The following is a 25,666-nucleotide window of genomic DNA, read 5'->3' on the forward strand; positions in this document are numbered from 1 at the left end:
GCGCCTGTCCCGCCACTGGGGGACAGAGTCTGGACTTGCTTTTAATAAGCCCGCTTACTAAATGCGCCGACATCATGGACGGCAATCATCTCGCCTTTGCGATCGGCGACCTCGGGCGCCTGTATCGTCGCCGGTTTGACGAGCGCACCCGCAGCCTCGGTATCACCGGGCCGCAGATGCGCGCGCTGGCGCAGATCATGCGCTTTCCGGGCATCAACCAAGGCGCGCTTGCCGAGCGGCTGGATGTCGAGCCGATCACCACATGCCGCATGGTGGACCGTCTCGAGCAGGCCGACATGGTCGAGCGCCGCCGCGATCCGCAGGATCGCCGCGCCTGGCAGCTGTTCCTGACCGAGGCGGCCAAGCCGCTCGCCGCCGAATTGCAGCAGATCGGCCAGCGGGTTCTCAATGAATCGCTCGCCGGCATTTCAGCGGAGGAGCAGGAAACCGTGCTTTCCGTGCTCTGCCGCATCCGCGACAATCTTTCCGGTGATAGCCAGCCTGCCACTGACGAGGCCGCAAAGGAGGCGGCAGTCCATGTCTGAAGCCGATCCTGCCCTGCGTCCGACCGCTCAGTCGCCTGCGCCTGCCGAGACCGTGGCTACCCCCGATGAATCTGCCGCAGCGGAGCCGCGCGGCAAGCGCTTGCGCAACCGCCTGCTCATGATTTCGGTGCCGCTGATCATTCTGGCGGTGGGTGCGTGGTTCTGGGCGACGAGCGGGCGCACCGTCTCCACCGACAATGCCTATGTGAAGCAGGACATCGTGGCGGTCGGCAGTGATGTCGCAGGGCGGATCATCGAGGTGAAGGTTCGCGAGAACCAGATGGTGAAGGCCGGAGACGTGCTGTTCGTCGTCGACCAGCAGCCCTACAAGGTCGCGCTCCAGCAGGCCAACGCCCAGATCGCCAATGCGCAGGTCGCAGTCGGCCGTCTCCGCACGGATTTTCAGGCAACGAATGTCGACATCACCGGTGCGCGTGAGGACGTCTATTACGCCCAGCAGGATCTCGACCGGCAGCAGGCGCTGATGAAGGACGGGTTCACCACCCGCGCCCGTTTGCAGCAATCCCAGCAGGCACTGGACAATGCCCGCACACGGCTGCGCACGGCGGAGGCCGATGCCGCCAAGGCCAAGGCCGCGCTCGCCAACGGCGCGCAGGTGCCGGGCGTCAATCCTGAAATCGCCGCGGCGCAGGCCCAGCGCGATCAGGCCGCTCTCAACCTCGATCGCACCGTGGTCCATGCCCCGGTCTCCGGCCGGATCAGCCAGGCCAGTCGCCTGCAAGTCGGTCAGATGGCGGTGCAAGGTCTGCCGTTGGTCAGCATCGTCGCAAGCGACCGGATCTGGGTGACCGCCAATTTCAAGGAAACCGATCTCGACAGGATGCGCCCGGGCCAGAGCGCGGATATCAAGATCGATGCCTATCCCGGCTCGCATATCCGTGGCCATGTCGACAGCATCGGCGCAGGCACGGGCTCTGAATTTTCCGTGCTCCCGGCCCAGAATGCCAACGGCAACTGGGTGAAGGTGACCCAGCGCGTGCCGGTGCGCATCGCCATAGACGGCCATCCGGAGCGGCCGATGATCGCGGGCTTGAGCGCGAAGGTGACGGTGGACATTCACGCGACCAAGGCCGGCGCCGCAGTCGCCTCCGCCCGCTGACGCAAACCGGCATCATGGCCCCTACGTCGGATCTTCCGCAACTGCAGGTGCGCCACAAGGCGCTGCTGACCATGGCGATCATGTCGGCCATGATCATGCAGGTGCTGGATACGACGATCACCAACGTGGCGCTGCCGCACATGCGCGCTTCGCTCGGTGCCAGTGACGAGACAATCAGCTGGGTGCTCACCAGCTACATCCTCGCCGCCGCCATCGCCATTCCCATCACCGGTTGGCTGGCCGACCGGATAGGGACGCGGCGGCTGCTGCTGATTTCCGTCTTCGTCTTCGTGGTGGCCTCCGTGCTCTGCGGCATTGCGCAGAGCCTGACGGAGATGGTGCTGTTCCGCGCGCTGCAGGGTGTTGGCGGCGCCTTTGTCGGCCCGCTGGCGCAGAGCTTGATGCTCGACATCAATCGCCCGTCCCAGCACGCCAAGGCGATGTCCGTCTATGGCATGGGCGTCATGATCGGCCCGATCATGGGGCCGGTGGTCGGCGGGTGGCTGACTGAGTGGATCGACTGGCGCTGGTGCTTCTTCGTCAACGTCCCTTTCGGCATCGTCTGCCTGGTCGGACTTTACGCTCTTCTCCCCGAGAAGCCGCTCCAGCGGCGGAATTTCGACCTGTTCGGCTTCGCGCTGATCGCCTTGGGTCTGGCGAGCCTCCAGCTGATGCTCGATCGCGGGCAACATGCCGACTGGTTCTCCTCGACGGAAATCTGGGTCGAGGCCGCTCTGGCCGTCAGCGGCCTCTGGATGTTCGCGGTCCACACGCTCACCGCCCGCAAGCCGCTCTTCGCCCCTGCCCTGTTCGCAGATCGCAATTTCCTGAGCGCCGCTGCGTTCATGTTCATCATCGGTCTGGTGATGTTCGCCGCCATGGCGCTGCTCCCGCCGCTGCTCCAGGGCCTCTACGGCTATTCGGTGGTCGACACCGGCTGGATTCTGGCGACGCGGGGTGCCGGTCTGTTGGTCGCCATGGCCCTTTCCAGCCGCCTGACCAGCCTCATCGATCCGCGCGTGCTGATTGCCGGCGGCTTCTCGGTCACGGCCAGTTCCTTGTGGATGATGACCGGCTGGTCAATGGAGCAGAATTGGGTGCCGTTCGTGGTCACGGGCGTGGTTCAGGGGGCGGGCATCGGCATCGTATTCGTGCCGCTGCAGATGCTCGCCTTCGGCACCCTGCCACCCGGCGCCCGCACCGAGGGCGCCGCCGTGCTCAACCTTACCCGGAACATCGGCTCGTCCATCGGCATCGCGGTGGTGATGGCGCTGCTGGCGCGCAACAGCCAGGTCAGCCATGCCGATCTCACGCAGCATATCTCGTCGGCCAATCTCCCGGTGGATCCGAGCGAGTTGCAGCGCTTCGGCAGCTTCGGCACGACCGTGCTCGCGACGATCGACGGGATCGTGAACCAGCAGGCGACGATGATCGCCTTCCTCGACGATTTCTACGCCATGGCCATCGTCAGCACGCTGATCATCCCGGCCGCCTTCTTCCTGCGCAAGCCCAAACGAGGGCCTGGATCGCCCCCGCCACCGCCGATCAGCGAGTGAGGGGGCTCCAGGCCCGGCGGACGGTCGCCGCCGGGCGTTGACAGGTGTAACGCTCAGCCCTTCTGCAGGTGCTTGCGGCCGAGCAGTTCGGCGATCTGCACCGCATTCAGCGCCGCGCCCTTGCGCAGATTATCCGAGACGCACCAGAGCGACAGGCCGTTCTCGACGGTCGAATCCTCGCGTACGCGGCTGACGAAGGTCGCATAATCGCCCACGCACTCAACCGGGGTGACGTATCCGCCGTCCTCATGCTTGTCGACGAGCATCACGCCCGGCGCCTCGCGCAGTATCTTCTGCGCTTCCTTCGCGCTGATCTCGTCCTCGAACTCGATGTTCACGGCCTCGCTATGGCCGACGAATACCGGCACGCGCACGCAGGTCGCCGTGACCTTGATCTTGGGATCGAGGATCTTCTTGGTCTCAACGACCATCTTCCACTCTTCCTTGGTGGAGCCATCGTCGAGGAACACGTCAATGTGGGGAATGACGTTGAAGGCGATCTGCTTAGTGAACTTCTTGGGCTCGGCGGAATCGCCGACGAAGATGTTACGGCTCTGCTCGAACAGCTCGTCCATCCCCTCCTTGCCGGCGCCCGACACGGACTGATAGGTCGCCACCACCACGCGCTTGATCTTGGCGGCATCGTGCAGCGGCTTGAGCGCCACGACGAGCTGGGCTGTCGAGCAATTGGGGTTGGCGATGATGTTCTTGCGCTTGTAGCCCTCGATGGCCTCGGGATTCACTTCCGGCACGATAAGCGGCACATCCGGGTCCATGCGGTAGAGCGAGCTGTTGTCGATCACCACGCAGCCGGCCGCAGCAGCCTTGGGGGCATATTCCTTGGTCGGTCCGGAGCCGGCGGCGAACAGGGCCATATCCCAGCCCGTGAAATCGAAATGCTCGATATTCTTGACCTTGAGCATCTTGCCGGTCTCGCCGAACTCGATCTCGTCGCCAGTCGACCGCGCGCTGGCAACGGCCGCGATCTCGTCGATGGGAAACTCCCGCTCGGCAAGAATGTTGAGCATTTCGCGACCGACGTTGCCGGTGGCGCCTACGACGACGACACGATATCCCACAGGGGCTTCTCCAGCGGTTGAATGAGGGGAACTGCGGGCCGGATACCGCAAAAGGGCCGCAGAGGCAAAAGCGCAATCTTGTGGCGGGTACTTGTGACCCGCCGTTGAAGCGTCAGGGCTTTTCTGGTGGCGGCGCGCCGGTCAGCGCGCGCATATCCTCTTCTTTCCACGGTGCAGGCAGGCTGCTCTGTGGGCAGTAGCGCGCCTTGTTGGCCCAGCCGCTGTCCGATTGGGCGGCGTAATTTTCCGCATCGGTCACGTCATAGGTCCGGGTGCTGGTGCGCACCTCCTGCCGGTTCGCGATGGCATCGCCTTCCCGGCATGTCTCGGTCACCCGATAGGTGGTGGCGCCGGTCTTCTCGATGGTGCCGAAGGTGCAACTGTAGCGCGCCCCGCTATAGCCATTCCGGCCGATCAGCGTGACCGTGGCTTTGGAAGCTGACTCGCAGGCCGTTTCATTGGAGACATAATAACCCAGCCGCAAGGGCAGGCCACCGACGAGCACTTTACCGGGTTCTGTGCTATTCGCCGCGCTATTGCCGGCGCTGTTCATCGCATTGGCTGCCTTGGCTTGCGATCCGACGTCGCCTTCCAGCACGTTGAGGCTGTTCGAGACGTCCTCCGACAGATTTGACCCGGATTGGCCGCAGGCAGAAAGAAGCGCCAGTGCCGCCACCAGGGTCAATCGTCTCATCATGCCTCCTCCATCTCATCAGCTTCGATAGAGAATGGGCGTTGGGGGCCGCAGTGACAACCCCGAGCAGCTGCATTTTTCCGCAAAACATGGACTTCCCTGCCTCACGCGCCTAAACGCGCCGCATGTCTGCCAACCCCGCCCTTCTCTCCTTCGCCAAGATGCACGGCCTTGGAAATGACTTCGTGGTCATCGATGCCCGCGAGCGACCGGTCGTCATGACCGAGCAACTGGCGCGGGCCATTGCCGACCGTCGGACCGGGGTGGGATGCGATCAGCTGATCGTCGTCGGCGCCTCCGAGCGCGCCGATGTCTCCATGCGCATCTTCAACCAGGATGGCAGCGAGGTCGATGCGTGCGGCAATGCCACCCGCTGCGTGCCGCTGTTCGTGGGACGGGATGTAACCATCGAGACCAATGCCGGGCTGCTGGAGGCCCATCGCCAGGGCGATCTGGTCAGCGTCGATATGGGCGAGGCGCGGACGGATTGGGAGCAGGTGCCGCTGGCTTATGCCATGGACACGCTCACCATGCCGGTGAGCTGGGACGATCTGCCGGCGCCGTCCGCAGTGAGCATTGGCAACCCGCATGTGGTGTTCTTCGTCGATGCGCTGGATGATATCGACATGGCGCGCCTCGGACCGTTGATCGAGCATGATCCGCTGTTCCCCGCCCGCGTGAACGTGAATTTCGCGCAGATGCTCGCGCCCGACCATATTCGGTTGGTGGTCTGGGAGCGCGGAGCCGGCTTCACCCAGGCCTGCGGGACCGGCGCCTGCGCGACGGCAGTCAGCGCGCTTCGCCGGGGGATCGCTCAAGGTCCGGTGCGCGTCAGTCTGCCGGGCGGTGATCTTCTCATCGATTGGGCGCCGGGTGGCCATATCAGCATGACCGGCCCGGCTGCCCATGTGTTCGATGGCACGCTCGATCCGGCTGAGTTCGCACCCGCCGCATGACCGGCCCCGAGGTCATTACGCTCGGCTGCCGGCTCAACATCGCCGAGAGTGAGGCCATTCGCCAGCAATTGGGCGGGCGGGACGATCTTGTCGTGGTGAATAGCTGCGCGGTCACCGGCGAGGCCGTTCGCCAGACCCGCCAGGCCATTCGCCGCGCCCACCGCGCCCGGCCGGAAGCTCGCATCGTGGTCACGGGCTGCGCGGCGCAGACCGACCCCGGAATGTTCGCTGCTATGCCGGAGGTGACTGCCGTCATCGGCAATGGCGAGAAAGCAGCCTTTGCAGAGCATCTCCGGACCTCTCCGTTCGTATCGAGCGAAGTCGAGATACGGCCAGGCTCGTCCTCTGGTGTCTCGACTTCGCTCGACACGAACGGAGGAGAGATTCCATCGCCCGAGCGGGTCCGCGTCGCCGATATCATGACCCTCGAACATCAGGCGCCGCACCTGCTGGCCGCCTTTGCCGAGCGGGTTCGCGCCTTCGTCGTGGTGCAGAATGGCTGCGATCATCGCTGCACCTTCTGCATCATCCCCTTCGGCCGTGGGCCGAGCCGGTCGGTGCCGGCCGGCGCCGTCGTGGATCAGGTTCGCGCGCTGGTCGATGAGGGCGTGCAGGAAATCGTGCTCACCGGCGTCGACGTGACGAGCTATGGCCCGGACCTGCCCGGCACGCCCAGTCTCGGGCTGCTGGTCGAGCGCATCCTGCGCCATGTGCCCGATCTGCCCCGCCTGCGCCTCTCTTCGCTCGACGGCATCGAGATCGACGACCGGCTGTTCGACCTCATCTCCGGCGAACCGCGGCTCATGCCGCATGTCCATCTCTCGCTGCAGGCGGGCGATGACATGATCCTCAAGCGGATGAAGCGTCGGCACAGCCGTGCCCAGGCCGTCGATCTGGTCGAGCGCTTGCACGCGCGGCGCCCGGAGATCGCCATCGGCGCGGACATCATCGCCGGCTTCCCGACCGAGGACGATGCGATGTTCGAGAACAGCTTGGCGCTGGTCCGCGATTGCCGCATCGTTCACGGCCATATTTTCCCTTATTCTCCGCGTGACACCACCCCGGCTGCGCGGATGCCCCAGCTCGACCGGGGCGTAATTCGCGAGCGCGCCGCGCGCCTTCGGGCCGCCTGTGAAGCGGAACGGATGGCATGGCTTCGCGCCCTCGTCGGCTCCACCCAGAGCGTGCTGACCGAGACCAGCGGCCTCATGGGCCTTGGCGAGAGCTTCGCACCGGTCCGCTTTGCTGCCCCCCAAAAGCCCGGCGAGATTGTCCGCGCCCGCATCACAGGGCTTGAGGGAAACACGCTCATCGCGCATGGAGCCGAGCATGGCTGAACTTTCCTGGCGCGATCGCCTTTTCGGCGGCTTCAAACGCACTTCCGACCGGCTCGGCGAGAGCATTTCCGGCGTCTTTGCCAAGGCGGCTCTTGATGAGCAGACGCTCGATGAACTCGAGGAAGCGCTCTACACCACCGATCTCGGGCCGGCGATGGCCGCGCGCATCCGTGACCGGCTGGCCGAGGGGCGCTTCAACAAGGAACTGACCGAGGAATATCTGCGCGAGATCCTTGCCGAGGAAATCGAGAAGGTGCTGATCCCGGTGGCCAGGCCCATCGAGATCGAGGCTTTCCCGCGCCCGCAGGTCATCCTTGTCATCGGCGTCAACGGCTCGGGCAAGACGACGACCATCGCCAAGCTTGCGCATCTGTTCCAGGAGCAGGACTACAGCGTGATGCTGGCAGCCGGCGACACCTTCCGCGCCGCTGCCATCGGCCAGTTGCGCATCTGGGCCGAGCGGTTGGGCGTGCCCATCGTCACCGGGCCGGAAGGCGGCGATGCGGCAGGCGTGGTGTTCGACGCGGTCAAGCAGGCGACCGCGCAGGGCACGGACATCCTCATCGTCGACACCGCCGGGCGATTGCAGAACCGCACCGAACTGATGGACGAGCTGGCCAAGATCCGCCGCGTGCTGGGACGCCTCAATCCCGCCGCGCCGCACGATGTCGTGCTCGTGCTCGACGCAACGACCGGCCAGAATGCGCTGTCGCAGATCGAGATTTTCCAGAATGTCGCCAATGTCACCGGGCTGGTGATGACCAAGCTGGATGGCACGGCGCGGGGCGGCGTTCTGGTTGCAGCGGCCGAGAAATTCGGCCTACCCATTCACGCCATCGGCGTAGGCGAGAAGATCGACGATCTGCGCCCTTTCGACCCCGGCGAACTCGCCCACGCCATTGCAGGAGCGGCTTATGCACGCTGACGACAAAGCCCGGCCCCGCGTCGATGCGACCATCGATTCCGCGCCGATCGCACCCGGCCCGAAGGGCGAAAGCTGGCTGCCGATGGCACTTGATTTCGGGCCGTTGCTCGTCTTCTTCCTTGCCACCAAGTTCATCGGCATGTTTGCCGGCACTGCCGCCTTCATGGCCGCGATTGCGGTGGCCGTGGTGGTCAGCAAATGGCGGCTGGGCAAGGTGTCGCCGATGCTCTGGCTCTCGGCGATCCTCGTCCTCTTCTTCGGCGCCCTGACGCTGTATTTCCACGATCCGGCCTTCATCCAGCTCAAGCCGACGATCATTTACGGCTTCTTTGCGCTGATGCTGATCGGTGGCTGGATGGGTGGCCGGCCATTGCTGCGCTACCTGCTGCAGTCGGCCTATAGCGGGCTGGATGAAACGGGCTGGCTCAAGCTCTCGCGCAACTGGGGCTTCTTCTTCGCGGCGCTCGGCGTGGCGAATGAACTGATGCGGATGTCGCTCGATTTCGATACCTGGCTGCTGGTCAAGGTCTGGGGTGTCACCGCTGCCTCGATGCTATTCGCCATGGCCAATGTCCCCATGCTCATGAAGCACGGTCTGGAGCTGGGCGACAAGCAGAGCGGCCCAACAGCCTAAGATAAGCGCGCGATAAGAATTGGTGTCGGCCGAAGAATTTTAGCAATATTCTTCAAGGCTTGAGAAACGACCTTGCGCGTCGCACGTTAATTTGTCACGTCAAAGAGAGGGAAGTCCGAAAGTGACCGCAACGACGTTGGCAATGTCTCCCAAATTTTTGTTCCTTCAACAGTTCATCCGCCATCCGCGGATGGTGGGATCGGTGATCCCCACATCCGACATCGCCATTCACGCCCTGCTCGATCCGGTCGACTGGCAGGACGTGCGTTGCGTCGTCGAATATGGTCCGGGCACGGGCGTGTTCACCCGGCGCATTCTTGAGCGGCTTGGGCCGGACGCGCGGCTGATCGCCATCGACACCAATCCCATGTTCGTGAGCCATCTGCGCCAGCATATTGCGGACCCAAGGCTCATCTGCGTGGAGGGATCGGCCGCCGACGTGGAAGCCATTCTCGCGCGTGAGGGCTTCGAGGCGGCGGACTACATCATCTCCGGCCTGCCGTTTTCCACCCTGCCCCCCGCCGTCGCCGACGACATCGCGGCCGCGACGGCGCGTGCCATCCGTCCGGGCGGCCAGTTTCTCGTCTATCAATATTCGCGCTTCGTGCTCTCGCGCCTTGAGGCCAATTTCGCGAATGTGGCGCAGGGCATGGTGTGGCGGTGCATCCCCCCTGCCCGCCTATTCTGGGCCCGCAAGGGAAACGAAGCGGGCGCGGCGCTTAGCGACGCCGAAAGTTTAGCCGTCGCGTAACGGTATAGTCGGCCACGCCGACCAGAAGATAATCAATCCACCAGCGAAACCGACTGAATGGACTGGCGAGCGCCGCATAAGTGCGGCCGTCGATGACCGTGCTGTCCTTCGCCATCGTGTCGACCAGCGCGCGCGCGGCGCGGGCAAATTCGGCATCCTCGATGCGCAGCATCAGCTCCAGATTGAGGAACAGGCTGCGCATATCGAAATTTGCGGACCCGACATAGACGACGTCATCGATGACGATCAGCTTCATGTGCAGCTTCTGCGGCTGATACTCCAGGATTCGCACTCCGGCCCGCAGCAGCCGCCGATACAAGTGCCGGGCAGCACCGACCGTGGTCGTGTTGTCGGATCGCTCCGGCGTGATGAGCCGGGCACTCCCGCGCTGGGCGATGCCGGCTATGCGGCGCATGATGCCGGGGCTCGGGGAGAAATAGGCCGCGACCAGATCGAGCGTGCGGCCATGGTGCAAATCTGTCTTCACGCACTTTGCCCAGCTGTTGAGAAAGCGCGTCGGACCCCCGATCAGCCAGCGCGCCTTTCCTTCTCCGGGCTGCCAGGTGCGGACCAGCCGCCGCAACTGGCTGAACCGCTGTCGGCTCTCCAGGCTCCATTTCGCCAATCCCTCATACCACCGGGCGAGATCTGCGACGAGCGGCCCTTCAAGCGCGAGGCCAAGGTCGCACCAGCCGTCCGCGTCCTCGGGGCCGGCGAAGTAGCTGTTCTCACAATTGAACCCGCCGATCATCGCCCGGCGGCCGTCGCAGATCACGATCTTCTGATGATTGCGGATCAGGTAGCGCATCGATCGGCGTGCACCAAACCGCGCAAAACGCCCGCCAGCACCGATGAAGGCATCGAAGAACCCATCGGGCGTCCGCGCCGATCCGAACGCGTCGATCATCAGTGTGACAGCGGCGCCGCGCTTGCAGGCCTCGACCAGAGCGTCACGGATCAGCGTGCTGCAGTCGTCCGCCGCGAAAATATAAAAATAGAGGTCGAGTGTCTCGCGCGCGTTGCCAATCAGGTCGAGCAGCGTATCGAGCCGATCCTGCCCGCCGGGCATCAACCTGAGCTTGTTACCGGCCACCTCGTGCAGGCGATCATCGTGCACGCGCGGTGCCAGCGTAGAGACGTTGCCAGTCATGCCCCCCTCATGCGTCAACCACCCTGCCTTGCCAACCATCACGCGCGCATCCCGCCCTTTCAATGCCGGATGGACGCTATTGTTTCCATGATCGCAGCGCCGCGAGCCTCCCATCGCCCCTGCGATTTTCTTGACTTTCGCTCCCTCGACTGTTAGCCGACAGCCTTTCCCGCATTCTCCTTAATCTGCTCAGGAGCCAAGCATGGCGCGCGTTACTGTCGAAGATTGCATCGACAAGGTTCCCAACCGGTTCGACCTCGTTCTCCTGGCGGCGCAGCGCGCCCGGACCATCTCCGGTGGCGCCGAACTGACCGTTGATCGGGATCGCGACAAGAACCCGGTCGTCGCTCTGCGCGAGATCGCCGAAGAGACGATCATGCCGGACGACCTCAAGCACGACCTCGTCGGCTCGATGCAGAAGATGCAGATCGACGACGACGACACGCCGGACGAAATCGGCTCGATCGCACGCTCTGCCGAGGCGCTGCGCCTTACGGCTGCGACGCCGCCGCGCTCGCACAGCCTGGGTGCCGACTACGACGGCTAAGCCCTCAGAACATCAGATCGAAAGGCGGTTTCGGCACAAGTCGAAGCCGCCTTTTTTGATGCGGCTGGGGACTGAATTCGATGTCAATCGTGCCTTGCCGCGACCGGACGCGGCGCGCGGGGTGCCGGCCTGTGGCGCAAATCGCTGGTTTGCAGCACGCCGCCCGCAAGAAAGGGCTCGACGATGGTCTCGATCCGCGCGGAGCGGCCAGACCGGATCGCGATGTTGTAGAAACTGTTGGCGACGACATCGGCAATCTGCACCCCCGCCGAGCGCCTGCTGTCGATCATCTGCGCGCTGCCGCATCGCGCGAGCCTTTTGGCAATGTCGTGCCGCACGGATTCCAGCACCAGCGTGTCGTATCGACCTGCGTCGATGAAGACCTGCAGACAATCCTCCTCCGCGTCCGGTCGCCATTCGTCCACCAGCTGCGTGAGCAGCGCGACATAGACGTCGAGGTCTTCGGGACGGCGGCCGGCGTCTTGTGGGTCGGCGCGGATGATGCAGATCTTGGCCCGGGCATCGAACCGGTCGAGCAGTTCGAAGAAGAAGGCGCGTTCGACGAGGCCGATCCGGCTGCCCTTGAGCTCACCGCGCAAACCCACAACTGCCCGAAACCGCGCCAGCAGCCGATCGGCGGCATCCGCCTCGATCTCGACCCCGGCCATGATCATGGCACCCGCGGGCAGACTGCCGCTCTCGTCGATATAGATGGACATCCGTCCTCCGGTGCAGCTTCTTATAATGACCGCGTTTCAAAATGATTGTCGCCGCAAAGCCAGTGGGGCTCGCGGCGACAGTCAGTCTTCGGTGTCCACCTTCACCGGGTCAGACGTTTTGCGGCGTCGGATCGCTGATCGGGCCTTTGCGCTTGCCCGTCTTGGGGATCGACGTGCCCGTCACCGGGACGGGAGAGGGCCGGATCTTCTCACCACTCGGACGCACGAGTTCGCCCTTGTCGATCAAAGTCTTGATCTCGTCGCCCGAGAGCGTTTCGAACTCCAGCAGCGCATTGGCCAGCAGGTGAAGCTGATCGAGATGATCGCTCAGCACCGTCTTGGCCCGATCATAACCGGATTCGACAACCTTGCGGATCTCCGCGTCGATCTTCTGCGCGGTTTCATTGGACATGTGGACGCGCTGGCTCTGCGAGTAACCGAGGAAGGTCTCGCCCTGCGGCTCCTCATATTGCAGCGGCCCCAGCTCGTCGGACATGCCCCATTGGGTGACCATGTCGCGCGCGAGCCGCGTGGCGTACTGGATATCGCCGGACGCGCCGGACGACACCTTCTCGTGACCGAAGATCACTTCCTCAGCCACACGCCCGCCCATGGCGACGGCCAGATTGGCGTGCATCTTGTCGCGGTGATAGCTGTAGCTGTCCCGCTCCGGCAGACGCATCACCATGCCCAGCGCGCGACCGCGCGGGATGATGGTGGCCTTGTGGATCGGATCGGACGCCGGCTCGTGAATCGCGACGATGGCGTGACCAGCCTCATGATAGGCCGTCATCTTCTTCTCGTCCTCGGTCATGACCATGGAGCGCCGCTCGGAGCCCATCATCACCTTGTCCTTGGCCGCCTCGAACTCGGCGCTGGCCACGAGACGCTTGCCGCGCCGCGCGGCCATCAGAGCAGCCTCGTTGACGAGATTGGCAAGGTCGGCACCGGAGAAGCCGGGCGTACCACGCGCGATCGTGCGCGCATCGACGTCGGGCGCCAGCGGCACCTTGGCCATATGCACTTCGAGGATCTTGATGCGCCCCTCGATATCCGGGCGCGGCACGACGACCTGACGGTCGAAACGACCCGGACGCAGCAGCGCCGGATCGAGCACGTCAGGCCGGTTGGTCGCGGCGATGATGATGATGCCTTCGTTGGATTCAAAGCCATCCATCTCGACCAGCAGCTGGTTCAGCGTCTGCTCGCGCTCGTCATTGCCATTGCCCAGGCCCGCACCACGATGGCGACCGACGGCGTCGATTTCGTCGATAAAGACGATACAGGGCGCATTCTTCTTGGCCTGCTCGAACATGTCGCGCACGCGGCTTGCGCCGACGCCCACAAACATTTCGACGAAGTCAGAGCCCGAAATGGTGAAGAACGGCACGCCCGCCTCGCCCGCGATCGCGCGCGCCAGCAGCGTCTTACCGGTGCCCGGCGAGCCGACCAGCAGCGCGCCCTTGGGGATCTTGCCGCCCAGTCGCGCAAACTTGCTCGGGTCCTTGAGGAACTCGACGATCTCCTGAAGCTCCTCACGGGCTTCATCGATGCCGGCCACGTCATCGAACGTCACGCGCCCCTGCTTCTCGGTGAGCAGCTTGGCCTTGGACTTGCCAAAGCCCATCGCGCCGCCGGCGCCGCCGCCCTTCTGCATCTGGCGCAGCACGAAGAAGGCGATGCCGAGGATCAGGATGAACGGCAGCGACTGGTAGAGCAGGATCATCCAGAAGTTCGGCTGTTCTTCGGGCTGGCCGCTATATTTGACCTTATGCTCGTCCAGCAGCGCCGTGAGCTGCGGGTCCGGCACGGCGTAGGTGACGAAACGCTGATCGTTCTTGAGCACGCCACTGATCCGGTCCGGACCGATCGCCACTTCCTTCACCGCATCGGCGGAAACCCGGTCGCGGAAATCGGAATAGGCAATCGCGGTGCCGTTGTTGCTCATGCCCTTGCTGTCGAACACCGTCACGAACATCAGCAGCGCAAGAAACACGCCCGCCAATATGAGGGCGCTCTTGATCCATGGATTGCCTTGCGGCTCTTTGTTATCGTTCATCAACCACTCGCTTTCGCGGTCCAAAATAGGACTTCCTGCCCGGAACACAATGCCCGGAACGGCTTTGGGCTCAGCACGACCTGCGCGGTGGTGCCCGCCGCATCGTCCATCGCGCCCCTCCGGTGACAAGGCAGTCTGCCAAGGTGACGGTCTTACCATCGAAAAGTTGAACAAGCGCTTGATCCAGCGATGGCCCACGCGGTTTTTCTGCCTGCGGATTGAGATGGGCAATCATGCACAAGATCAGGCGGCGAAGGAGCTCGGGCGGCAGGTCCGTTCGGGCGAGCTCGGCGCGATCCTCGGCCAGCATGACGTGCTCGGCGGTGAGCCGGTCCAGCATCCAGGCGATGGCGTCCTCCGCTTCGCCCAGCGCTTCTAGCGCGCGGTTCATGCCACCGGGGTCGATGAGATCGCAGCCAGTCAGTGCCTGCCGAACTCTTACGCGGTCGAACCGCTGGTTCTCGTTGCTCGGATCGTCGATGAACGGGACGTTTTCGCTCTGGCACCACGCGCGCAGATCAGCGCGGCGCTCATTGAGCAGCGGCCGCAGCAATGACCCGCGCCGGGCCCGGATGGCTGACAGTCCCGCCACCCCTGCCCCGCGGTTGAGCCGCAGGACCAGCGTTTCGAGCTGATCGTCCGCCTGATGCGCCGTCATCAGCCAGTCGAGGCCCCGCGCCTGCTGCCAGTCCTCCAACAGGGCATAGCGCGCCGCACGTGCCGCCGCCTGAAGATTGCCGTCAAGGGACCGCGCGACGGTCAAAGTCGCGTGCGGCACGCCCTCGCTTTGGCACCAATGGGCCACCGTGGCTGCTTCCGCGGCTGAATCGGCTCGCAATCGGTGATCGACCGTCGCCGCCTCAACCTGCCCGGGCCAGCAACGCACAGCCAGCGAGAGCAGCGCCATGCTGTCCGCTCCGCCCGAGACTGCGATGCCAACGCGCTCGGAGGCTAGCAAGGCGCGCCCAAGCAGGTGCCGAACCGCCTGGGGCAATCGCTGCGCGAGCGTGTCAGCCACTACATTTGGCGCGGGTCCGGCCCTTGGTCATCATGTCGCGCACGCTGGCCGGCATGTTGGCGCCGAACACCTCGTTCAACTCATCATAGGCGAGGCACGCGTCCTTCAGCCGGTTGAGCTGGATGAGCGATTCACCCACCCAGGCAAGGCTCTCCGCCGCGCGGTCGCCAGCCGGGCGCTGCCGGTAGTTTTCGTAGAAGATCTTTGCCGCAGCCGCCGGCTTCTTGTCATCGAGAAACGCGCGGCCGAGCAGATTATGGGCACGGCTGGCGACCGGGTCCTTGCCATATTTGTCGACGGTCTGCTGCAGTTGCACCTGCGCCTCGGGATAGAATTTGGCGGTCCAGAGGCGGAAGCCATAGGTGTAGCTATCCAGCGCGGCATTGCCGGTGCTGGGGCGCTCGACCGCCGCCACCGCCTCGGTGCGGGCCACGAGGGACGGCTGCGCCGCTGGGCGTGGGGTCGCCGCCGGCGCAGCCTGGGCCGCGCGGTCGGGGAGCGGCGCGCTGGGCGGGCCAAAGGGACTGGCCGGATCGACGGCCGGAGCAGCCTGCGCGGCGCTCATCGCTTTGAAATTCTCTTCCAGCTGACGGAGCCGGTGCTCATTCTCCTCGACCTGACCGGTGAGGCGAGCGAGCTGCGCCTCGACGGCGTTGATTCGCGCCGTCAGATCGGCAATCGGCGTCGTCGCGGGCGCACCGGCTGCGACACCGGGCGTCGGCGCCGGCGGCGTCACTTCCGGCGCCATGATCTGGCCCGCCCCGCCGGGGAACACCTTGCGCTGCACGGCCCGCATTTCCTGCTCGAGCCGATCGACGCGGCCTTCCACCGTGCGCTGGGCGCTTGCCGGGGCACTGAAGAGCAGCTGCAGGCCGGCGCCGGCAAGGAGCAGGGCGCGGACAATCCCGCCGCCGGTCCGTTTGCTGGTCATCTCGTGGGGGGAAAGCTCTGCTGCCATGGTGAAATTCCTGATATGTTCAAATCATGTTGGCCGGTGGCGGAGGCGCAATGAGCGCTACCCCATCCGTTGGCGAGGCCGTGCCTGCTAGCATCAACCCGCCGGCGGTGCATCACCATTGCTGGTCTGCGATGCCGCCGGATCGGTGTCTGTGGGCTGAACGCGGCGTTCAAGCAAAGCCGCAGCCGTCAGCGGAACATCCGATATCGTCCGCTCGGCAGTCCCAAGTGGCGGGATAGCCTGCCCGCCAACGGTCACCGCCAGCGCGTCCGGACGTCCGGTGAGGATCATCGGGTCCTGCGCCTCGGCCGGGACGGTGAAGCTCTTGTCCTTCTCCAGCGTCCCTTCGAAGAGACGCTTTCCGTCCGGCTGATAGATGCGCAGCCAAACCTCGTTCACCGCAGTCAGGACCACCGGGCCGTTTGGGCGTGCCTGTGCCGGGCTCTGCGCGGGCGCCGCTGATTTGTTGCGCGGGTCGGCGATGCGCGGCTCGGTCCGCTGTTCGATCGCAAGCTGGTCGTCGGTCGGCGGCGTGATGTACTGCGTCCGCCAGATCGCGTAACCGCCCGCAAACAGCATCGCGATGACGGCGGCGGCGATTACCAGATAGCGCGGTGGAACGCTGCTGGGATCGACCGGCTCCTCAATCTCATAAGGGTCCTGCTCGACGCCCATTTCAGCGATTTCTTCACGCACCTTGCTGACAAGGGCATGTTCATCGATGCCGACCGCGCGGGCATAAGCGCGCGAGAAGCCCGCGCAATAGGTCGTTCCGGGAAGCGCCTGATAGTCACCGGCTTCCAGCGCGGTGAGATGGCGCAAAGTGATGCGCGTGCGGCTTGCCACATCATCGAGCGACATGCCCGCAGCCTCACGCGCCTGCCGCATCTGTACCGATGCACTCAGTCCGCTGCGCGCGACCGTCTCTTCTTCGTTCGCATCTTCGCGCATTGAGGCCATTATCCGTCTATTTTCGGTCTTCTTGCCAATGCCTTTGTTTCATCAGTCACTATGCGGTGTCAACGCGCGAATTCTTTCGCGCAACGCTGCTCGCGCGCTCAGCCCAGATCGACGCCGTTGTCGTCCGCCCATTGCGAGAGCGGCTCGCGAAGGTTGGCAACCCCGCCCTTAAGCAAATCAACCGTGACTTGCGACAAGGCCGTGAGATCCACCGAACGGACCATCGCCTTGACCGGGCCGATCGAGGCCGGCGTGATGGAGAGGCGGCGGATGCCAAGGCCGAGCAGGGCCATGGCTTCCAGCGTACGCCCCCCCATTTCGCCGCAGACCCCCACCGGCACCCGATGCTCGGAGCAGGTCCGCGTCACGCGGGCGAGGAAGCGAAGGATCGCGACGCTCAGCCAATCGTAACGCTCGGCCAGCTTGGGGTTGGCGCGGTCGGCAGCGAACAGGAACTGGGTGAGATCGTTGGTGCCGATGGAGAGAAAGTCCAGGTCCGGCAGCACGAAGTCGAGCGCTTCGGCGAGCGCCGGCACTTCCAGCATCGCGCCATATTTGACGCTCTTGGGCAGCTTTCGGCCTCGCTTGGCAAGCCAGTCCTTCTGCTCGCGAAACAGCGTCATCGCCTGGGTGAGTTCCCATGGCTCGGAGATCATCGGGAACATGACATGCAAGGTCCGCCCGGCCGCGGCCTCCAGCAATGCCCGGGCCTGCGCCTTCATCAGGCCGTCTCGCTCAAGGGCGAGGCGCACCGCGCGCCAGCCCATGGCGGGGTTTTCCTCATCGTCGGAATCGCTCTTGCGCAGATAAGGCAGCGCCTTGTCCCCACCGATATCGACCGTGCGGAAAATGACCGGACGGTTGCCCGCTGCGTCGAGCACTTCCTTGTACAGCCGCTGCTGGCGCTCGCGCTGCGGCAGGGTGGCCGAGACGAGGAACTGGAACTCGGTGCGGAACAGGCCGATCCCATCGGCGCCCGTCACATCCAGCGCGGCGACATCGTCGCGCAGGCCGGCATTCACCATCAGCTCGATGCGCTGGCCATCCTTTGTCTCCGCCGGCAGATCGCGCTGCCCAGCATAGGCCGCGCGCCGCTTCTGCGTGAGCGCCAGGCCGCTCTCGAACGCCTCGTCCATCGGCTCGGAGGGGCGGATGTAAAGGCGGTTCTGATTGACATCGAGCAGCACCAGATCGCCCTCGTTGATCAGCGCCCGGGTATTCTTGACCCGGCCCAACACCGGCACGCCCATCGCCCGCGCCACGATGGTGACGTGCGCGGTCAGCGAGCCTTCTTCCAGCACGACGCCCTTCAACCGCCGCCGGTCATATTCCAGCAGTTCCGCGGGCCCGAGATTGCGGGCGATCAGGATCGTGTCCTGCCGCAGCCCCAGTTGCGCCGCCGTGCCGAGCTGCCCGGCCACGATGCGCAGCAGGCGATTGGAGAGATCCTCCAGATCGTGCATCCGGTCCTGCAGCAGCGGATCGTCGATCTGCCGCATCCGCATCCGGGTGCGTTGCTGCACCCGCTCGATTGCCGCCTCGGCCGTGAGGCCGGAGTCGATCGCTTCATTGATCCGCCGCGACCAGCCTTCATCATAGGCGAACATCTTGTAGGTCTCGAGCACCTCCTTGTGCTCGCCATCCATGCCGAACTCGGCCTGCCCGGCCATGCGCTCGATCTGCTCGCGCATCTTGGCGAATGCCGAATACACGCGCTGCCGTTCGACCTCGACATCCTCGGCGACGGTATGCTCGATGGTCACGCGCGGCTGATGGAACACCGCGTGACCGCGGGCCATGCCCATCACGAGCTGCAGGCCAGAGAGGATGCTCGCACCGGTTTCGAGCGGGCGATCTTCGCCGGGATTTTCATCGACCAGATTGGCGTTGTTGATCAACTCGGCGAGCACCATCGCCACCGTCTGCAGCGCCTCGATCTCGACTTCCTCATAGCCGCGCGGGTCGAGATGCTGGACGCACAATGCGCCAATCGCATTTTCGCGGCGGACGATCGGCACACCGGCGAAGCTGTGGAAGCGCTCCTCGCCCGTTTCCGGCCGATAGGCGAAGTCGGGATGGCCCGACGCTTCCTCGAGATTGAGCGTTTCGACATTCTGGGCAATCGTGCCGACAAGCCCCTCGCCCGGCGCCAGGCGCGTGACGTGAACGGCCTCCTGCTTGAGGCCGCGCGTCGCGAACAGCTCCAGCATGCCATCGCGCAGCAGGTAGATCGAGCAGACCTCACTCGAAAGCTCCTGTCCGACAATCTCGACGACCTTGTTGAGCTTCACCTGCGTCTGCGTACGCGCCGCCATCACCTCATGGAGGCGAGAGAGAATTCTGCGCGCGGCCGTGGCCGCACTGCTCGATGGGGATTCCGGGCGCCGCGTTTGATCCATGCGTTCCTGCTATCAGAAACTGCCGCCGGGAACCAACCTCGTCTCGATCTTTCCGGGCGAGAAACCCGGCAAAGACGATGATGGAATGGTGAGCAGCAGAGGAAGAAAGCCAGTCGGAAAAGAAGGAGGCGCGGAAGACACGCAAGCAGGCGTTGGAACGCACAACAACGCGCCCCTCATGCACCTGTCATTTGACCGGCCCTTCAGCACGGCACCTCTCCCGACGTCTTGTTCTTTTCGGCGGTCGCACCAGTCGGCGCGTTCGCACCGCTGTAAACGGAACGCCGTGATATCGCTACCCGTTAACCAATGATCGACAGGCTGGCTGCGAGAGCAGCGCCGTGATCAGCCGACCCGGCGGGTCAACGCGGCCCGCGCCTCGGCCATCAGGGTCGTGATGATCTCGGCGACGGGTTCTTCCTTCGTCACCATGCCCACAGACTGGCCGGCCATCAGCGAGCCATTTTCGATGTCACCATCGATCACCGCCCGCCGCAGGGCACCGGCCCAATAATGCTCGATCTGCAGCTGCGCCTCGCCCATATCGACCTTGCCATCGTCGAGCAATTGCGCGACTTCGCGCTGCTTGGCGGTGAAGGCGTCGGTGCCGGCGTTGCGCAGGGCGCGCACGGGGATCACCGGTAGCCGCGAATCGATCTGCACGCTGGCAATGGCATCGCGCGCCGAAGCCCGGAAGAACGCCTTCTTGAAATTGGCGTGGGCGATGCTCTCGCTGGCGCAGGCAAAGCGGGTGCCGAGTTGCACGCCGGCCGCGCCCATGTCGAGATAAGCAGCGATCGCCTCGCCATGGCCGATGCCGCCGGCCACGAAGACCGGCAGCTCGCTTGCCATCACCGGGAGGATTTCCTGAGCCAGTACGCTGGTCGCCACCGGGCCGATATGGCCGCCCGCTTCCATGCCTTCGATGACCAGCGCATCGACGCCTGACCGGTGCAGCTTCTTGGCCAGCGACAAGGCTGGGGCGAAGCAGATCACCTTGGCGCCGCTCGCCTTGATCGCCTCGATGCTGCCCTTGGGCGGGAGGCCGCCGGCCAGCACGATATGCGTGACCGAATGGCGTGCGCAGACTGCGATCAAATCGAACAGCTGCGGGTGCATGGTGATGAGGTTCACGCCAAAGGGCTTGTCCGTCATCGCCTTGGTCGCGGCGATCTCGGTATCGAGCAGGTCCGGTGTCATGGCGCCGCACGCGATCAGGCCGAAGCCGCCGGCATTGCTGACAGCGGACACCAGATGCCGCTCGGACACCCAGCTCATCGCGCCACAGATGATCGCGGTCTCGCTGCCGAGAAATGCGGTGCCGCGGGCCATGAGGGAAGAAAGACGGTCGGTCATCACGATACCCAATCTGACCCTTCCCACCGGGAAGCGACGGCAAAGAGGAGATCAGCGGCCGACCGGATGCCGGCACGCTGCCTCGGAGCCTCTCCCGAACGGAAGCGGCTCCAAATAGATCAAGCGGGCGCCTGCTCCGCATCGAGACCGTAGGCGGTGTGGAGTACGCGAACGGCCAGTTCGGTCTCGTCCTCGTCGATCAGCACCGAGACCTTGATCTCACTGGTGGAGATCGCCTCGATATTGATGCCGCGCTCGGCCAGCGTCTTGAACATGGTCGCCGCGACGCCGGCATGGCTGCGCATGCCAACACCCACGACGCTGATCTTGGCGACCTGATCGTCGGTGATGATGCGGCGGAAACCGATCTCGTCCTGCAGCTTCTCCAGAATGTCGACGCTGCGCGCGAGGTCGGTGCGGGGGACCGTGAAAGTCACGTCCGTCTCCGCATTATCCTTGCTGTCATTCTGGATAATCATGTCGACATTGATGCTCGCATCGGCCAGCGGACCGAAGATGCTGGCAACCGCACCGGGTTTGTCCGGCACGCGCGTGACGATGATCTTGGCTTCGTTCTTGTCATGAGCGATGCCGGTGATGAGCTGCCGTTCCATGTCGCTTTCCTCAATTTCTGCTTCGCTGACGATCATCGTGCCGGGTTCGGGATCGTCCCCTGGCGCGTCGAAGGACGAGAGCACCTGCACGCGCACCTTCTCCTTCATCGCCAGCGCGACGGACCGCGTCTGCAGCACTTTCGAGCCGACACTGGCCAGCTCCAGCATTTCCTCATAGGTGACCTTGTCGAGCTTGCGGGCCCGGCTGACGATGCGCGGATCGGTCGTGTAGACGCCATCGACATCGGTATAGATATCGCACCGATCGGCCTGCACGGCGGCCGCGACCGCCACGGCGGAGGTATCAGACCCGCCACGACCCAGGGTCGAGACCCGGCCGCTCTCCATCTGCCCCTGAAAGCCCGGAATGACCGCTACCTGCCCGGAGGTCATCGCCGCCAGCAGGCCTTCGGTCTCGACCGTGTCGATCCGCGCCTTGCTATGTGCCTCGCTCGTGCGGATCGGCAACTGCCAGCCCAGCCAGCTGCGCGCATCGACGCCCAGCGCCTTGAGCGTCATCGCCAGCAACCCGGACGTCACCTGCTCGCCGGCCGCGACAACCACGTCATATTCGGCGGGGTCGTAAAGCGGGCTGGCTTCCTTGCAGAAGTTGACCAGACGATCGGTCTCGCCGGCCATCGCGGAGACGACGACAGCGACCTCGTTGCCCAGGCCAACCTCATGCTTCACCCGAAGCGCAACGTTGCGGATTCGCTCCATGCCGGCCATCGACGTGCCGCCAAATTTCATCACAATACGCGCCATGGACTTGCCGCGGACCTTTCTTGGACTATCAAGGGGGCATGAAATGCCGACGGATCGGTATTCACCGGCCTTCGAGCCGGCGCCCTATTAGTCAGCAGGATCGGCAATGGCAAGCGAACCGCACAGCAGCACCATCGACCCCAAAGAAGCCGCGCATTTCGGCGCACACGCGGCCGATTGGTGGGACCCCAATGGCTCCAGCGCCATGCTCCACAAGCTGGGGCCGGTGCGCCTTGGCTTCATCCGCGCCGCTATCGATGCGCACTGGGGTGGATCGCCTCAGGATCTGCGCCCGCTGGCCGGCAAGCGCGTTCTCGATGTCGGCTGCGGGGCCGGGCTGGTCGCCGAGCCGCTCGCCCGCATGGGCGGCGCCGTGACGGCCGTGGATGCGGCGCCGGAGAATATCGTCGTCGCCCGTGAACACGCCGCCGCAATGGGCCTGCCCATCGATTATCGCAATTGCGGGGTGGAGACGCTGACCGATCCGCCGTTCGACCTGATCACGGCGCTGGAAGTCATCGAGCATGTCACTGATCCGGCGATGTTTCTCTCCGCCATTGCGCGGCTGCTCAAGCCGGACGGATTGTTGATTATCTCGACGCCAAACCGGACGCCGCTCTCCAGACTGATGGTGGTGACGCTGGCAGAGGGCTTCGGCCGCATCGCCAAGGGCACGCATGACGCAACCCGCTTCATCACCCCGGAGGAGATGGAAGCGCTGCTGTCCGACCGTGGCCTGCGGGTCATGACGACCAAGGGACTGATGGCCGATCCGCGATATGGCTTTGTGCTCAGTGGCAATCTGTCCGTGAACTACATCCTCTCTGCGGCGTTCTCATCGCACGACATCCCCCCATCTGCGAGCACGCCAGCCTGATGACTGCTGCCCCGACGACAACTTCATCCCACGCCAACCCCCTCCGCAGTCTCGAACATGCCATGACATGGCTGGGCGAGAACTGGATCGAGGTGGCCATCGCCGTGGCGATCGGCATCGCCATCTATTTTGCACTGGGGCTGCTCAAGCGGATCGTCCAGCGTCTGCTGCTCAGGGCGGCGCACAGTGCCCCGATCATGGGCGTCGCGGCCAGCACCGTCGGGAAAACCGGGCATCTGTTCATGATGCTCATCGCGGCGCGCCTCGTCGTCAATTATTTCCCGGTGCCGCCGGCATTGTTCAATGCGATCAACTTCCTGTTCATCGTGGTGACGGCCTGGCAGATCGCGGTCTGGGTGCGCCACATGGCGCTCGGCTTCATCCAGATGCGCTCGGACCCGGAGCTGGGCGGCAGCGAAGCCCTGGCCAATGCCAGCGGTCTTATCAAAGTCCTCCTCTCCATCGCGATCTTCGCCGTTGCGGCCATCGTCGTGCTGGACAATCTCGGCGTCAACGTGACCGGTCTTGTCGCCGGTCTCGGCATCGGCGGCATTGCCATTGGTCTTGCCGCTCAGGGCATTTTCTCGGACCTGTTCGCGTCGCTCTCGATCATTTTCGATAAGCCCTTCAAGGTCGGCGATGCGATCAATTTCGGTACGCAGACCGGCGTTGTGGAGCGCATTGGCCTCAAATCCACGCGCCTGCGCGTGGTGACGGGCGAACGCATGATCGTCTCCAATGCGCAATTGCTGAACAAGGAGATCACGAGCTACACCGGCCTCGATCGCCGCCGGGTCAAGTTCGCCATCGGCGTCATCTACCAGACCCCGCCGGCCGAAGCGGCGAAAATACCGGATCTGCTACGAGAGATCGTCAACGCGCATGGCGGCGACTTCGTGCGCTCGGGCTTCATCGGCTTTGGGGCCAGCTCACTGGACTTCGAACTGGAGTTCGACGTGCACTCCCATGATTGGGATGAGGTTTACATGATCCGCCATGCGATCGGCCTCGATATTCTCGGCCGTTTCAACGATCTCGGGCTGGAATTTGCCTATCCCACGCAGACCACATTTACCGCCGATCCGGCCGGCAAGATGATCATGCCCTACCCGGTCCTCCACGAACTGCCGGGCGCTCTGGCCCCGCGCAGTATCGGGAGCGCCGATCAGGCCACGTCGGAATAATAGCCGGCCCACACATGGTTCTGTTTGCGCTCGATCCGCATGAGCGCAAGCACGGCAACCATCATCGCGAGCAGCGCCAGCGCGGTGAACACCGGCCAGACCGATTCCGGCGACACCATCAGGCTGAGCACGGCGCTCGCCATCAGCAGCGGCACGAACAGAACCGTCGCGAGCGCGGCGCGCTTGCGAGCTTTCTTGCGCTTGGGTGCCGTGCGCCAGAACCAGAGGCACAGGCCGACGCCAATCGCCGCAGGGACGATCTGCAGCCAGGCGAAGGGCATGCGATAGAGGAAATAGGCCGACACGCCGACAGTCGCGAGTACCACCAATAATGCGAGAATTCGTGCTAGGCGCACGTACAGCCTCCTCCAATCGCGACCCGGCAACTGCCGGTCCTCGGCCTTTACGACCGCTTCAAAACCCTATTGTCGTTCAACTTCGTTGAGCATCCGTTATAATCGCCTCGCCCCATAAAGTTCCGGGCGAAAGATATCCGCTGGCGACATTCATGGCGCCCTCGCGATCATGAGCTAGCAGCAAGGCGCCATCGAGGTCCACCCAATCGGCGAACTGTGCAAGCAGAAAGGCAGGCGCAATGCCGAGCGAGCTTGCGAGCATGCAGCCGACCATGATGCGCTTCCCCGCGGCCCTTGCCGCATGGGCCATGGCGAGCGCCTCGGTGAGTCCACCGGCCTTGTCGAGCTTGATATTGATTGCTTGATAGGCCCCAAGCCGCGCGAGATCATCCAGCGACTGGCAGCTCTCGTCCGCGCAGATCGGCACCGGCAGAGCCAGCCCGGCCAGCGCCGCATCAGCCTGTGCCGGCAAGGGCTGCTCGATCAATGCGACGCCCAGATCGGCCAATGCACGGGCTTGCGCCTGCACGTCCAGATCGGCCCAGCTCTCATTGGCATCCACGATCAGGTCGACATCCGGCGCACCTTGGCGCACCGCTTCGATGCGGGCCTGATCGCCGTCGCCGGTGAGCTTGCACTTGAGCAGCGTGAACCCCCGCGCCCGCGCGTCTGCGGCCGCCTGCGCCATCTTCTCCGGCGTATCGAGGCTGATCGTATAGGCCGTCCGGACCGGCTGGGGCGCCTTCAGTCCGGCCAGCGCCCAAACCGGCTTGCCGGTCCGCGCTGCCTCCAGATCCCACAGTGCGCAATCGAGCGCATTGCGTGCGGCGCCCGGTGGCATCAGGGTGCGCAACGTCTCGCGGTCCGGCACGCCGCCCTGCGCCTGCACGAGCGCCTCGATCGCAGCCGCACACCCTTCGGCCGTCTCGCCATGATAATAGATCGGCGTGCCCTCGCCTCGGCCGATGAATATGCCATCCGTGACCACGCACATGACCACATCGACAAACGTCTTGGCGCCACGGCTGATGGTGAAAGCGTTGCGCACGGCGAAGCGCTCGACCGCGACTTGCTGCAGGCCAATGTCGATCACTGCCAATCCGACCT

Annotated in this window: 24 protein-coding genes; 11 read left to right on the forward strand and 13 right to left on the reverse strand. The window is 64.4% G+C overall.

Annotation, left to right across the window (positions count from 1 at the left end; all coding sequences use genetic code 11):
• The first annotated feature begins 74 nt into the window (after positions 1 to 74).
• From M2337_RS11620 to M2337_RS11630, 3 genes are read left to right on the forward strand one after another with little or no spacing between them, the layout of a single operon-like run.
• Positions 75 to 545: a MarR family winged helix-turn-helix transcriptional regulator gene (locus M2337_RS11620; RefSeq protein WP_264570360.1), complete on the forward strand. Its 471-nt coding sequence runs from the start codon at positions 75 to 77 to the stop codon at positions 543 to 545.
• Positions 538 to 1,665 (forward strand): HlyD family secretion protein, encoded by a 1,128-nt coding sequence (locus tag M2337_RS11625; protein ID WP_264570361.1) that lies wholly within the window; start codon positions 538 to 540, stop codon positions 1,663 to 1,665. Before M2337_RS11620 ends, M2337_RS11625 begins: the two co-directional genes overlap by 8 nt.
• Before the next feature lie 14 nt (positions 1,666 to 1,679).
• Entirely contained in the window at positions 1,680 to 3,221 is a 1,542-nt protein-coding gene (locus M2337_RS11630; protein ID WP_264570362.1) for a DHA2 family efflux MFS transporter permease subunit, read from the forward strand.
• A 53-nt stretch (positions 3,222 to 3,274) separates the two neighbouring features.
• On the opposite strand, the gene M2337_RS11635 is transcribed toward M2337_RS11630, so the two are convergent.
• Positions 3,275 to 4,300, reverse strand: coding sequence for an aspartate-semialdehyde dehydrogenase (locus tag M2337_RS11635; RefSeq protein ID WP_264570363.1), 1,026 nt, complete (start codon positions 4,298 to 4,300; stop codon positions 3,275 to 3,277).
• 112 nt (positions 4,301 to 4,412) lie between these two features.
• Positions 4,413 to 4,997 carry a hypothetical protein gene (locus M2337_RS11640; RefSeq protein ID WP_264570364.1) on the reverse strand — a complete coding sequence of 195 codons (585 nt, stop codon included), beginning with the start codon at positions 4,995 to 4,997 and terminating at the stop codon, positions 4,413 to 4,415.
• Between the two features lie 122 nt (positions 4,998 to 5,119).
• On the opposite strand from M2337_RS11640, the gene dapF reads away from it, so the two are divergent.
• The 5 genes from dapF (at position 5,120) to M2337_RS11665 (ending at position 9,597) form a co-directional block, all read left to right on the forward strand.
• Positions 5,120 to 5,950 carry a diaminopimelate epimerase gene (gene dapF, locus M2337_RS11645; protein ID WP_264570365.1) on the forward strand — a complete coding sequence of 277 codons (831 nt, stop codon included), beginning with the start codon at positions 5,120 to 5,122 and terminating at the stop codon, positions 5,948 to 5,950.
• Entirely contained in the window at positions 5,947 to 7,287 is a 1,341-nt protein-coding gene (mtaB, locus tag M2337_RS11650) for a tRNA (N(6)-L-threonylcarbamoyladenosine(37)-C(2))-methylthiotransferase MtaB (RefSeq protein ID WP_264570366.1), read from the forward strand. Before dapF ends, mtaB begins: the two co-directional genes overlap by 4 nt.
• On the forward strand, positions 7,280 to 8,212 hold the full coding sequence (gene ftsY / locus M2337_RS11655) for a signal recognition particle-docking protein FtsY (RefSeq protein ID WP_264570367.1): 933 nt from the start codon (positions 7,280 to 7,282) through the stop codon (positions 8,210 to 8,212). Before mtaB ends, ftsY begins: the two co-directional genes overlap by 8 nt.
• On the forward strand, positions 8,202 to 8,846 hold the full coding sequence (locus M2337_RS11660; protein ID WP_413715131.1) for an inner membrane-spanning protein YciB: 645 nt from the start codon (positions 8,202 to 8,204) through the stop codon (positions 8,844 to 8,846). The genes ftsY and M2337_RS11660 overlap by 11 nt, the downstream gene beginning before the upstream one ends.
• A 142-nt stretch (positions 8,847 to 8,988) precedes the next feature.
• Positions 8,989 to 9,597 (forward strand): class I SAM-dependent methyltransferase, encoded by a 609-nt coding sequence (locus M2337_RS11665; RefSeq protein WP_264570368.1) that lies wholly within the window; start codon positions 8,989 to 8,991, stop codon positions 9,595 to 9,597.
• Here M2337_RS11665 and M2337_RS11670 read toward each other — a convergent pair.
• Positions 9,566 to 10,747, reverse strand: a complete 1,182-nt coding sequence (locus tag M2337_RS11670; protein WP_264570369.1) for a phospholipase D-like domain-containing protein — start codon at positions 10,745 to 10,747, stop codon at positions 9,566 to 9,568. The genes M2337_RS11665 and M2337_RS11670 overlap by 32 nt on opposite strands.
• A gap of 202 nt (positions 10,748 to 10,949) precedes the next feature.
• Here M2337_RS11670 and rpoZ point away from each other — a divergent pair, with 202 nt between their 5' ends.
• The gene (rpoZ, locus tag M2337_RS11675) at positions 10,950 to 11,294 is read left to right on the forward strand and encodes a DNA-directed RNA polymerase subunit omega (RefSeq protein WP_181559744.1); all 345 of its coding nucleotides are present in this window, start codon (positions 10,950 to 10,952) and stop codon (positions 11,292 to 11,294) included.
• Positions 11,295 to 11,377: 83 nt separating this feature from the next.
• On the opposite strand, the gene M2337_RS11680 is transcribed toward rpoZ, so the two are convergent.
• The 8 genes from M2337_RS11680 to M2337_RS11715 all read right to left on the reverse strand — a co-directional run bounded on the left by M2337_RS11680 (position 11,378) and on the right by M2337_RS11715 (position 22,142).
• Complete coding sequence (locus M2337_RS11680) at positions 11,378 to 12,013, reverse strand: DUF3800 domain-containing protein (protein WP_264570370.1); 636 nt, start codon at positions 12,011 to 12,013, stop codon at positions 11,378 to 11,380.
• 109 nt (positions 12,014 to 12,122) lie between these two features.
• Positions 12,123 to 14,072 carry an ATP-dependent zinc metalloprotease FtsH gene (ftsH, locus tag M2337_RS11685; RefSeq protein ID WP_181559746.1) on the reverse strand — a complete coding sequence of 650 codons (1,950 nt, stop codon included), beginning with the start codon at positions 14,070 to 14,072 and terminating at the stop codon, positions 12,123 to 12,125.
• A 70-nt stretch (positions 14,073 to 14,142) separates the two neighbouring features.
• Positions 14,143 to 15,090 carry a tRNA lysidine(34) synthetase TilS gene (tilS, locus tag M2337_RS11690; RefSeq protein ID WP_264570371.1) on the reverse strand — a complete coding sequence of 316 codons (948 nt, stop codon included), beginning with the start codon at positions 15,088 to 15,090 and terminating at the stop codon, positions 14,143 to 14,145.
• A complete protein-coding gene (locus tag M2337_RS11695; protein ID WP_413716198.1) occupies positions 15,083 to 16,048 on the reverse strand; it encodes a hypothetical protein in 966 nt (321 codons plus the stop codon). The genes tilS and M2337_RS11695 overlap by 8 nt, the downstream gene beginning before the upstream one ends.
• Positions 16,049 to 16,141: 93 nt before the next feature.
• Positions 16,142 to 16,999, reverse strand: coding sequence for a helix-turn-helix domain-containing protein (locus M2337_RS11700; protein ID WP_264570372.1), 858 nt, complete (start codon positions 16,997 to 16,999; stop codon positions 16,142 to 16,144).
• Between the two features lie 107 nt (positions 17,000 to 17,106).
• Positions 17,107 to 19,407, reverse strand: coding sequence for a phosphoenolpyruvate--protein phosphotransferase (gene ptsP, locus M2337_RS11705; RefSeq protein WP_264570373.1), 2,301 nt, complete (start codon positions 19,405 to 19,407; stop codon positions 17,107 to 17,109).
• 345 nt (positions 19,408 to 19,752) lie between these two features.
• Positions 19,753 to 20,763, reverse strand: a complete 1,011-nt coding sequence (locus M2337_RS11710) for an NAD(P)H-dependent flavin oxidoreductase (protein WP_264570374.1) — start codon at positions 20,761 to 20,763, stop codon at positions 19,753 to 19,755.
• A gap of 119 nt (positions 20,764 to 20,882) precedes the next feature.
• Positions 20,883 to 22,142, reverse strand: coding sequence for an aspartate kinase (locus M2337_RS11715; protein WP_264570375.1), 1,260 nt, complete (start codon positions 22,140 to 22,142; stop codon positions 20,883 to 20,885).
• A gap of 106 nt (positions 22,143 to 22,248) precedes the next feature.
• Here M2337_RS11715 and ubiG point away from each other — a divergent pair, with 106 nt between their 5' ends.
• Both ubiG and M2337_RS11725 read left to right on the forward strand, forming a co-directional pair.
• The gene (ubiG, locus tag M2337_RS11720; RefSeq protein ID WP_264570376.1) at positions 22,249 to 23,019 is read left to right on the forward strand and encodes a bifunctional 2-polyprenyl-6-hydroxyphenol methylase/3-demethylubiquinol 3-O-methyltransferase UbiG; all 771 of its coding nucleotides are present in this window, start codon (positions 22,249 to 22,251) and stop codon (positions 23,017 to 23,019) included.
• Positions 23,019 to 24,203: a mechanosensitive ion channel family protein gene (locus M2337_RS11725; RefSeq protein WP_264570377.1), complete on the forward strand. Its 1,185-nt coding sequence runs from the start codon at positions 23,019 to 23,021 to the stop codon at positions 24,201 to 24,203. Before ubiG ends, M2337_RS11725 begins: the two co-directional genes overlap by 1 nt.
• On the opposite strand, the gene M2337_RS11730 is transcribed toward M2337_RS11725, so the two are convergent.
• Both M2337_RS11730 and dgcA read right to left on the reverse strand, forming a co-directional pair.
• Entirely contained in the window at positions 24,185 to 24,559 is a 375-nt protein-coding gene (locus M2337_RS11730; RefSeq protein ID WP_181559754.1) for a hypothetical protein, read from the reverse strand. The two genes, M2337_RS11725 and M2337_RS11730, sit on opposite strands and share 19 nt — an antisense overlap.
• Positions 24,560 to 24,635: 76 nt before the next feature.
• A complete protein-coding gene (dgcA, locus tag M2337_RS11735; RefSeq protein ID WP_264570378.1) occupies positions 24,636 to 25,658 on the reverse strand; it encodes an N-acetyl-D-Glu racemase DgcA in 1,023 nt (340 codons plus the stop codon).
• Positions 25,659 to 25,666: the final 8 nt, after the last annotated feature.

Source organism: Sphingobium sp. B2D3A (assembly GCF_025961795.1).
Lineage (GTDB): Bacteria > Pseudomonadota > Alphaproteobacteria > Sphingomonadales > Sphingomonadaceae > Sphingobium.

Coding starts and splice junctions, on each gene's coding strand:
- M2337_RS11620 (WP_264570360.1), top strand. CDS start 75: ATGGACGGCAATCATCTCGCCTTTGCGATCGGCGACCTCGGGCGCCTG.
- M2337_RS11625 (WP_264570361.1), top strand. CDS start 538: ATGTCTGAAGCCGATCCTGCCCTGCGTCCGACCGCTCAGTCGCCTGCG.
- M2337_RS11630 (WP_264570362.1), top strand. CDS start 1,680: ATGGCCCCTACGTCGGATCTTCCGCAACTGCAGGTGCGCCACAAGGCG.
- M2337_RS11640 (WP_264570364.1), bottom strand. CDS start 4,997: ATGATGAGACGATTGACCCTGGTGGCGGCACTGGCGCTTCTTTCTGCC.
- dapF (WP_264570365.1), top strand. CDS start 5,120: ATGTCTGCCAACCCCGCCCTTCTCTCCTTCGCCAAGATGCACGGCCTT.
- mtaB (WP_264570366.1), top strand. CDS start 5,947: ATGACCGGCCCCGAGGTCATTACGCTCGGCTGCCGGCTCAACATCGCC.
- ftsY (WP_264570367.1), top strand. CDS start 7,280: ATGGCTGAACTTTCCTGGCGCGATCGCCTTTTCGGCGGCTTCAAACGC.
- M2337_RS11660 (WP_413715131.1), top strand. CDS start 8,202: ATGCACGCTGACGACAAAGCCCGGCCCCGCGTCGATGCGACCATCGAT.
- M2337_RS11665 (WP_264570368.1), top strand. CDS start 8,989: ATGTCTCCCAAATTTTTGTTCCTTCAACAGTTCATCCGCCATCCGCGG.
- M2337_RS11670 (WP_264570369.1), bottom strand. CDS start 10,747: ATGACTGGCAACGTCTCTACGCTGGCACCGCGCGTGCACGATGATCGC.
- rpoZ (WP_181559744.1), top strand. CDS start 10,950: ATGGCGCGCGTTACTGTCGAAGATTGCATCGACAAGGTTCCCAACCGG.
- M2337_RS11680 (WP_264570370.1), bottom strand. CDS start 12,013: ATGTCCATCTATATCGACGAGAGCGGCAGTCTGCCCGCGGGTGCCATG.
- ftsH (WP_181559746.1), bottom strand. CDS start 14,072: ATGAACGATAACAAAGAGCCGCAAGGCAATCCATGGATCAAGAGCGCC.
- M2337_RS11695 (WP_413716198.1), bottom strand. CDS start 16,048: ATGGCAGCAGAGCTTTCCCCCCACGAGATGACCAGCAAACGGACCGGC.
- M2337_RS11700 (WP_264570372.1), bottom strand. CDS start 16,999: ATGCGCGAAGATGCGAACGAAGAAGAGACGGTCGCGCGCAGCGGACTG.
- ptsP (WP_264570373.1), bottom strand. CDS start 19,407: ATGGATCAAACGCGGCGCCCGGAATCCCCATCGAGCAGTGCGGCCACG.
- M2337_RS11710 (WP_264570374.1), bottom strand. CDS start 20,763: ATGACCGACCGTCTTTCTTCCCTCATGGCCCGCGGCACCGCATTTCTC.
- M2337_RS11715 (WP_264570375.1), bottom strand. CDS start 22,142: ATGGCGCGTATTGTGATGAAATTTGGCGGCACGTCGATGGCCGGCATG.
- ubiG (WP_264570376.1), top strand. CDS start 22,249: ATGGCAAGCGAACCGCACAGCAGCACCATCGACCCCAAAGAAGCCGCG.
- M2337_RS11725 (WP_264570377.1), top strand. CDS start 23,019: ATGACTGCTGCCCCGACGACAACTTCATCCCACGCCAACCCCCTCCGC.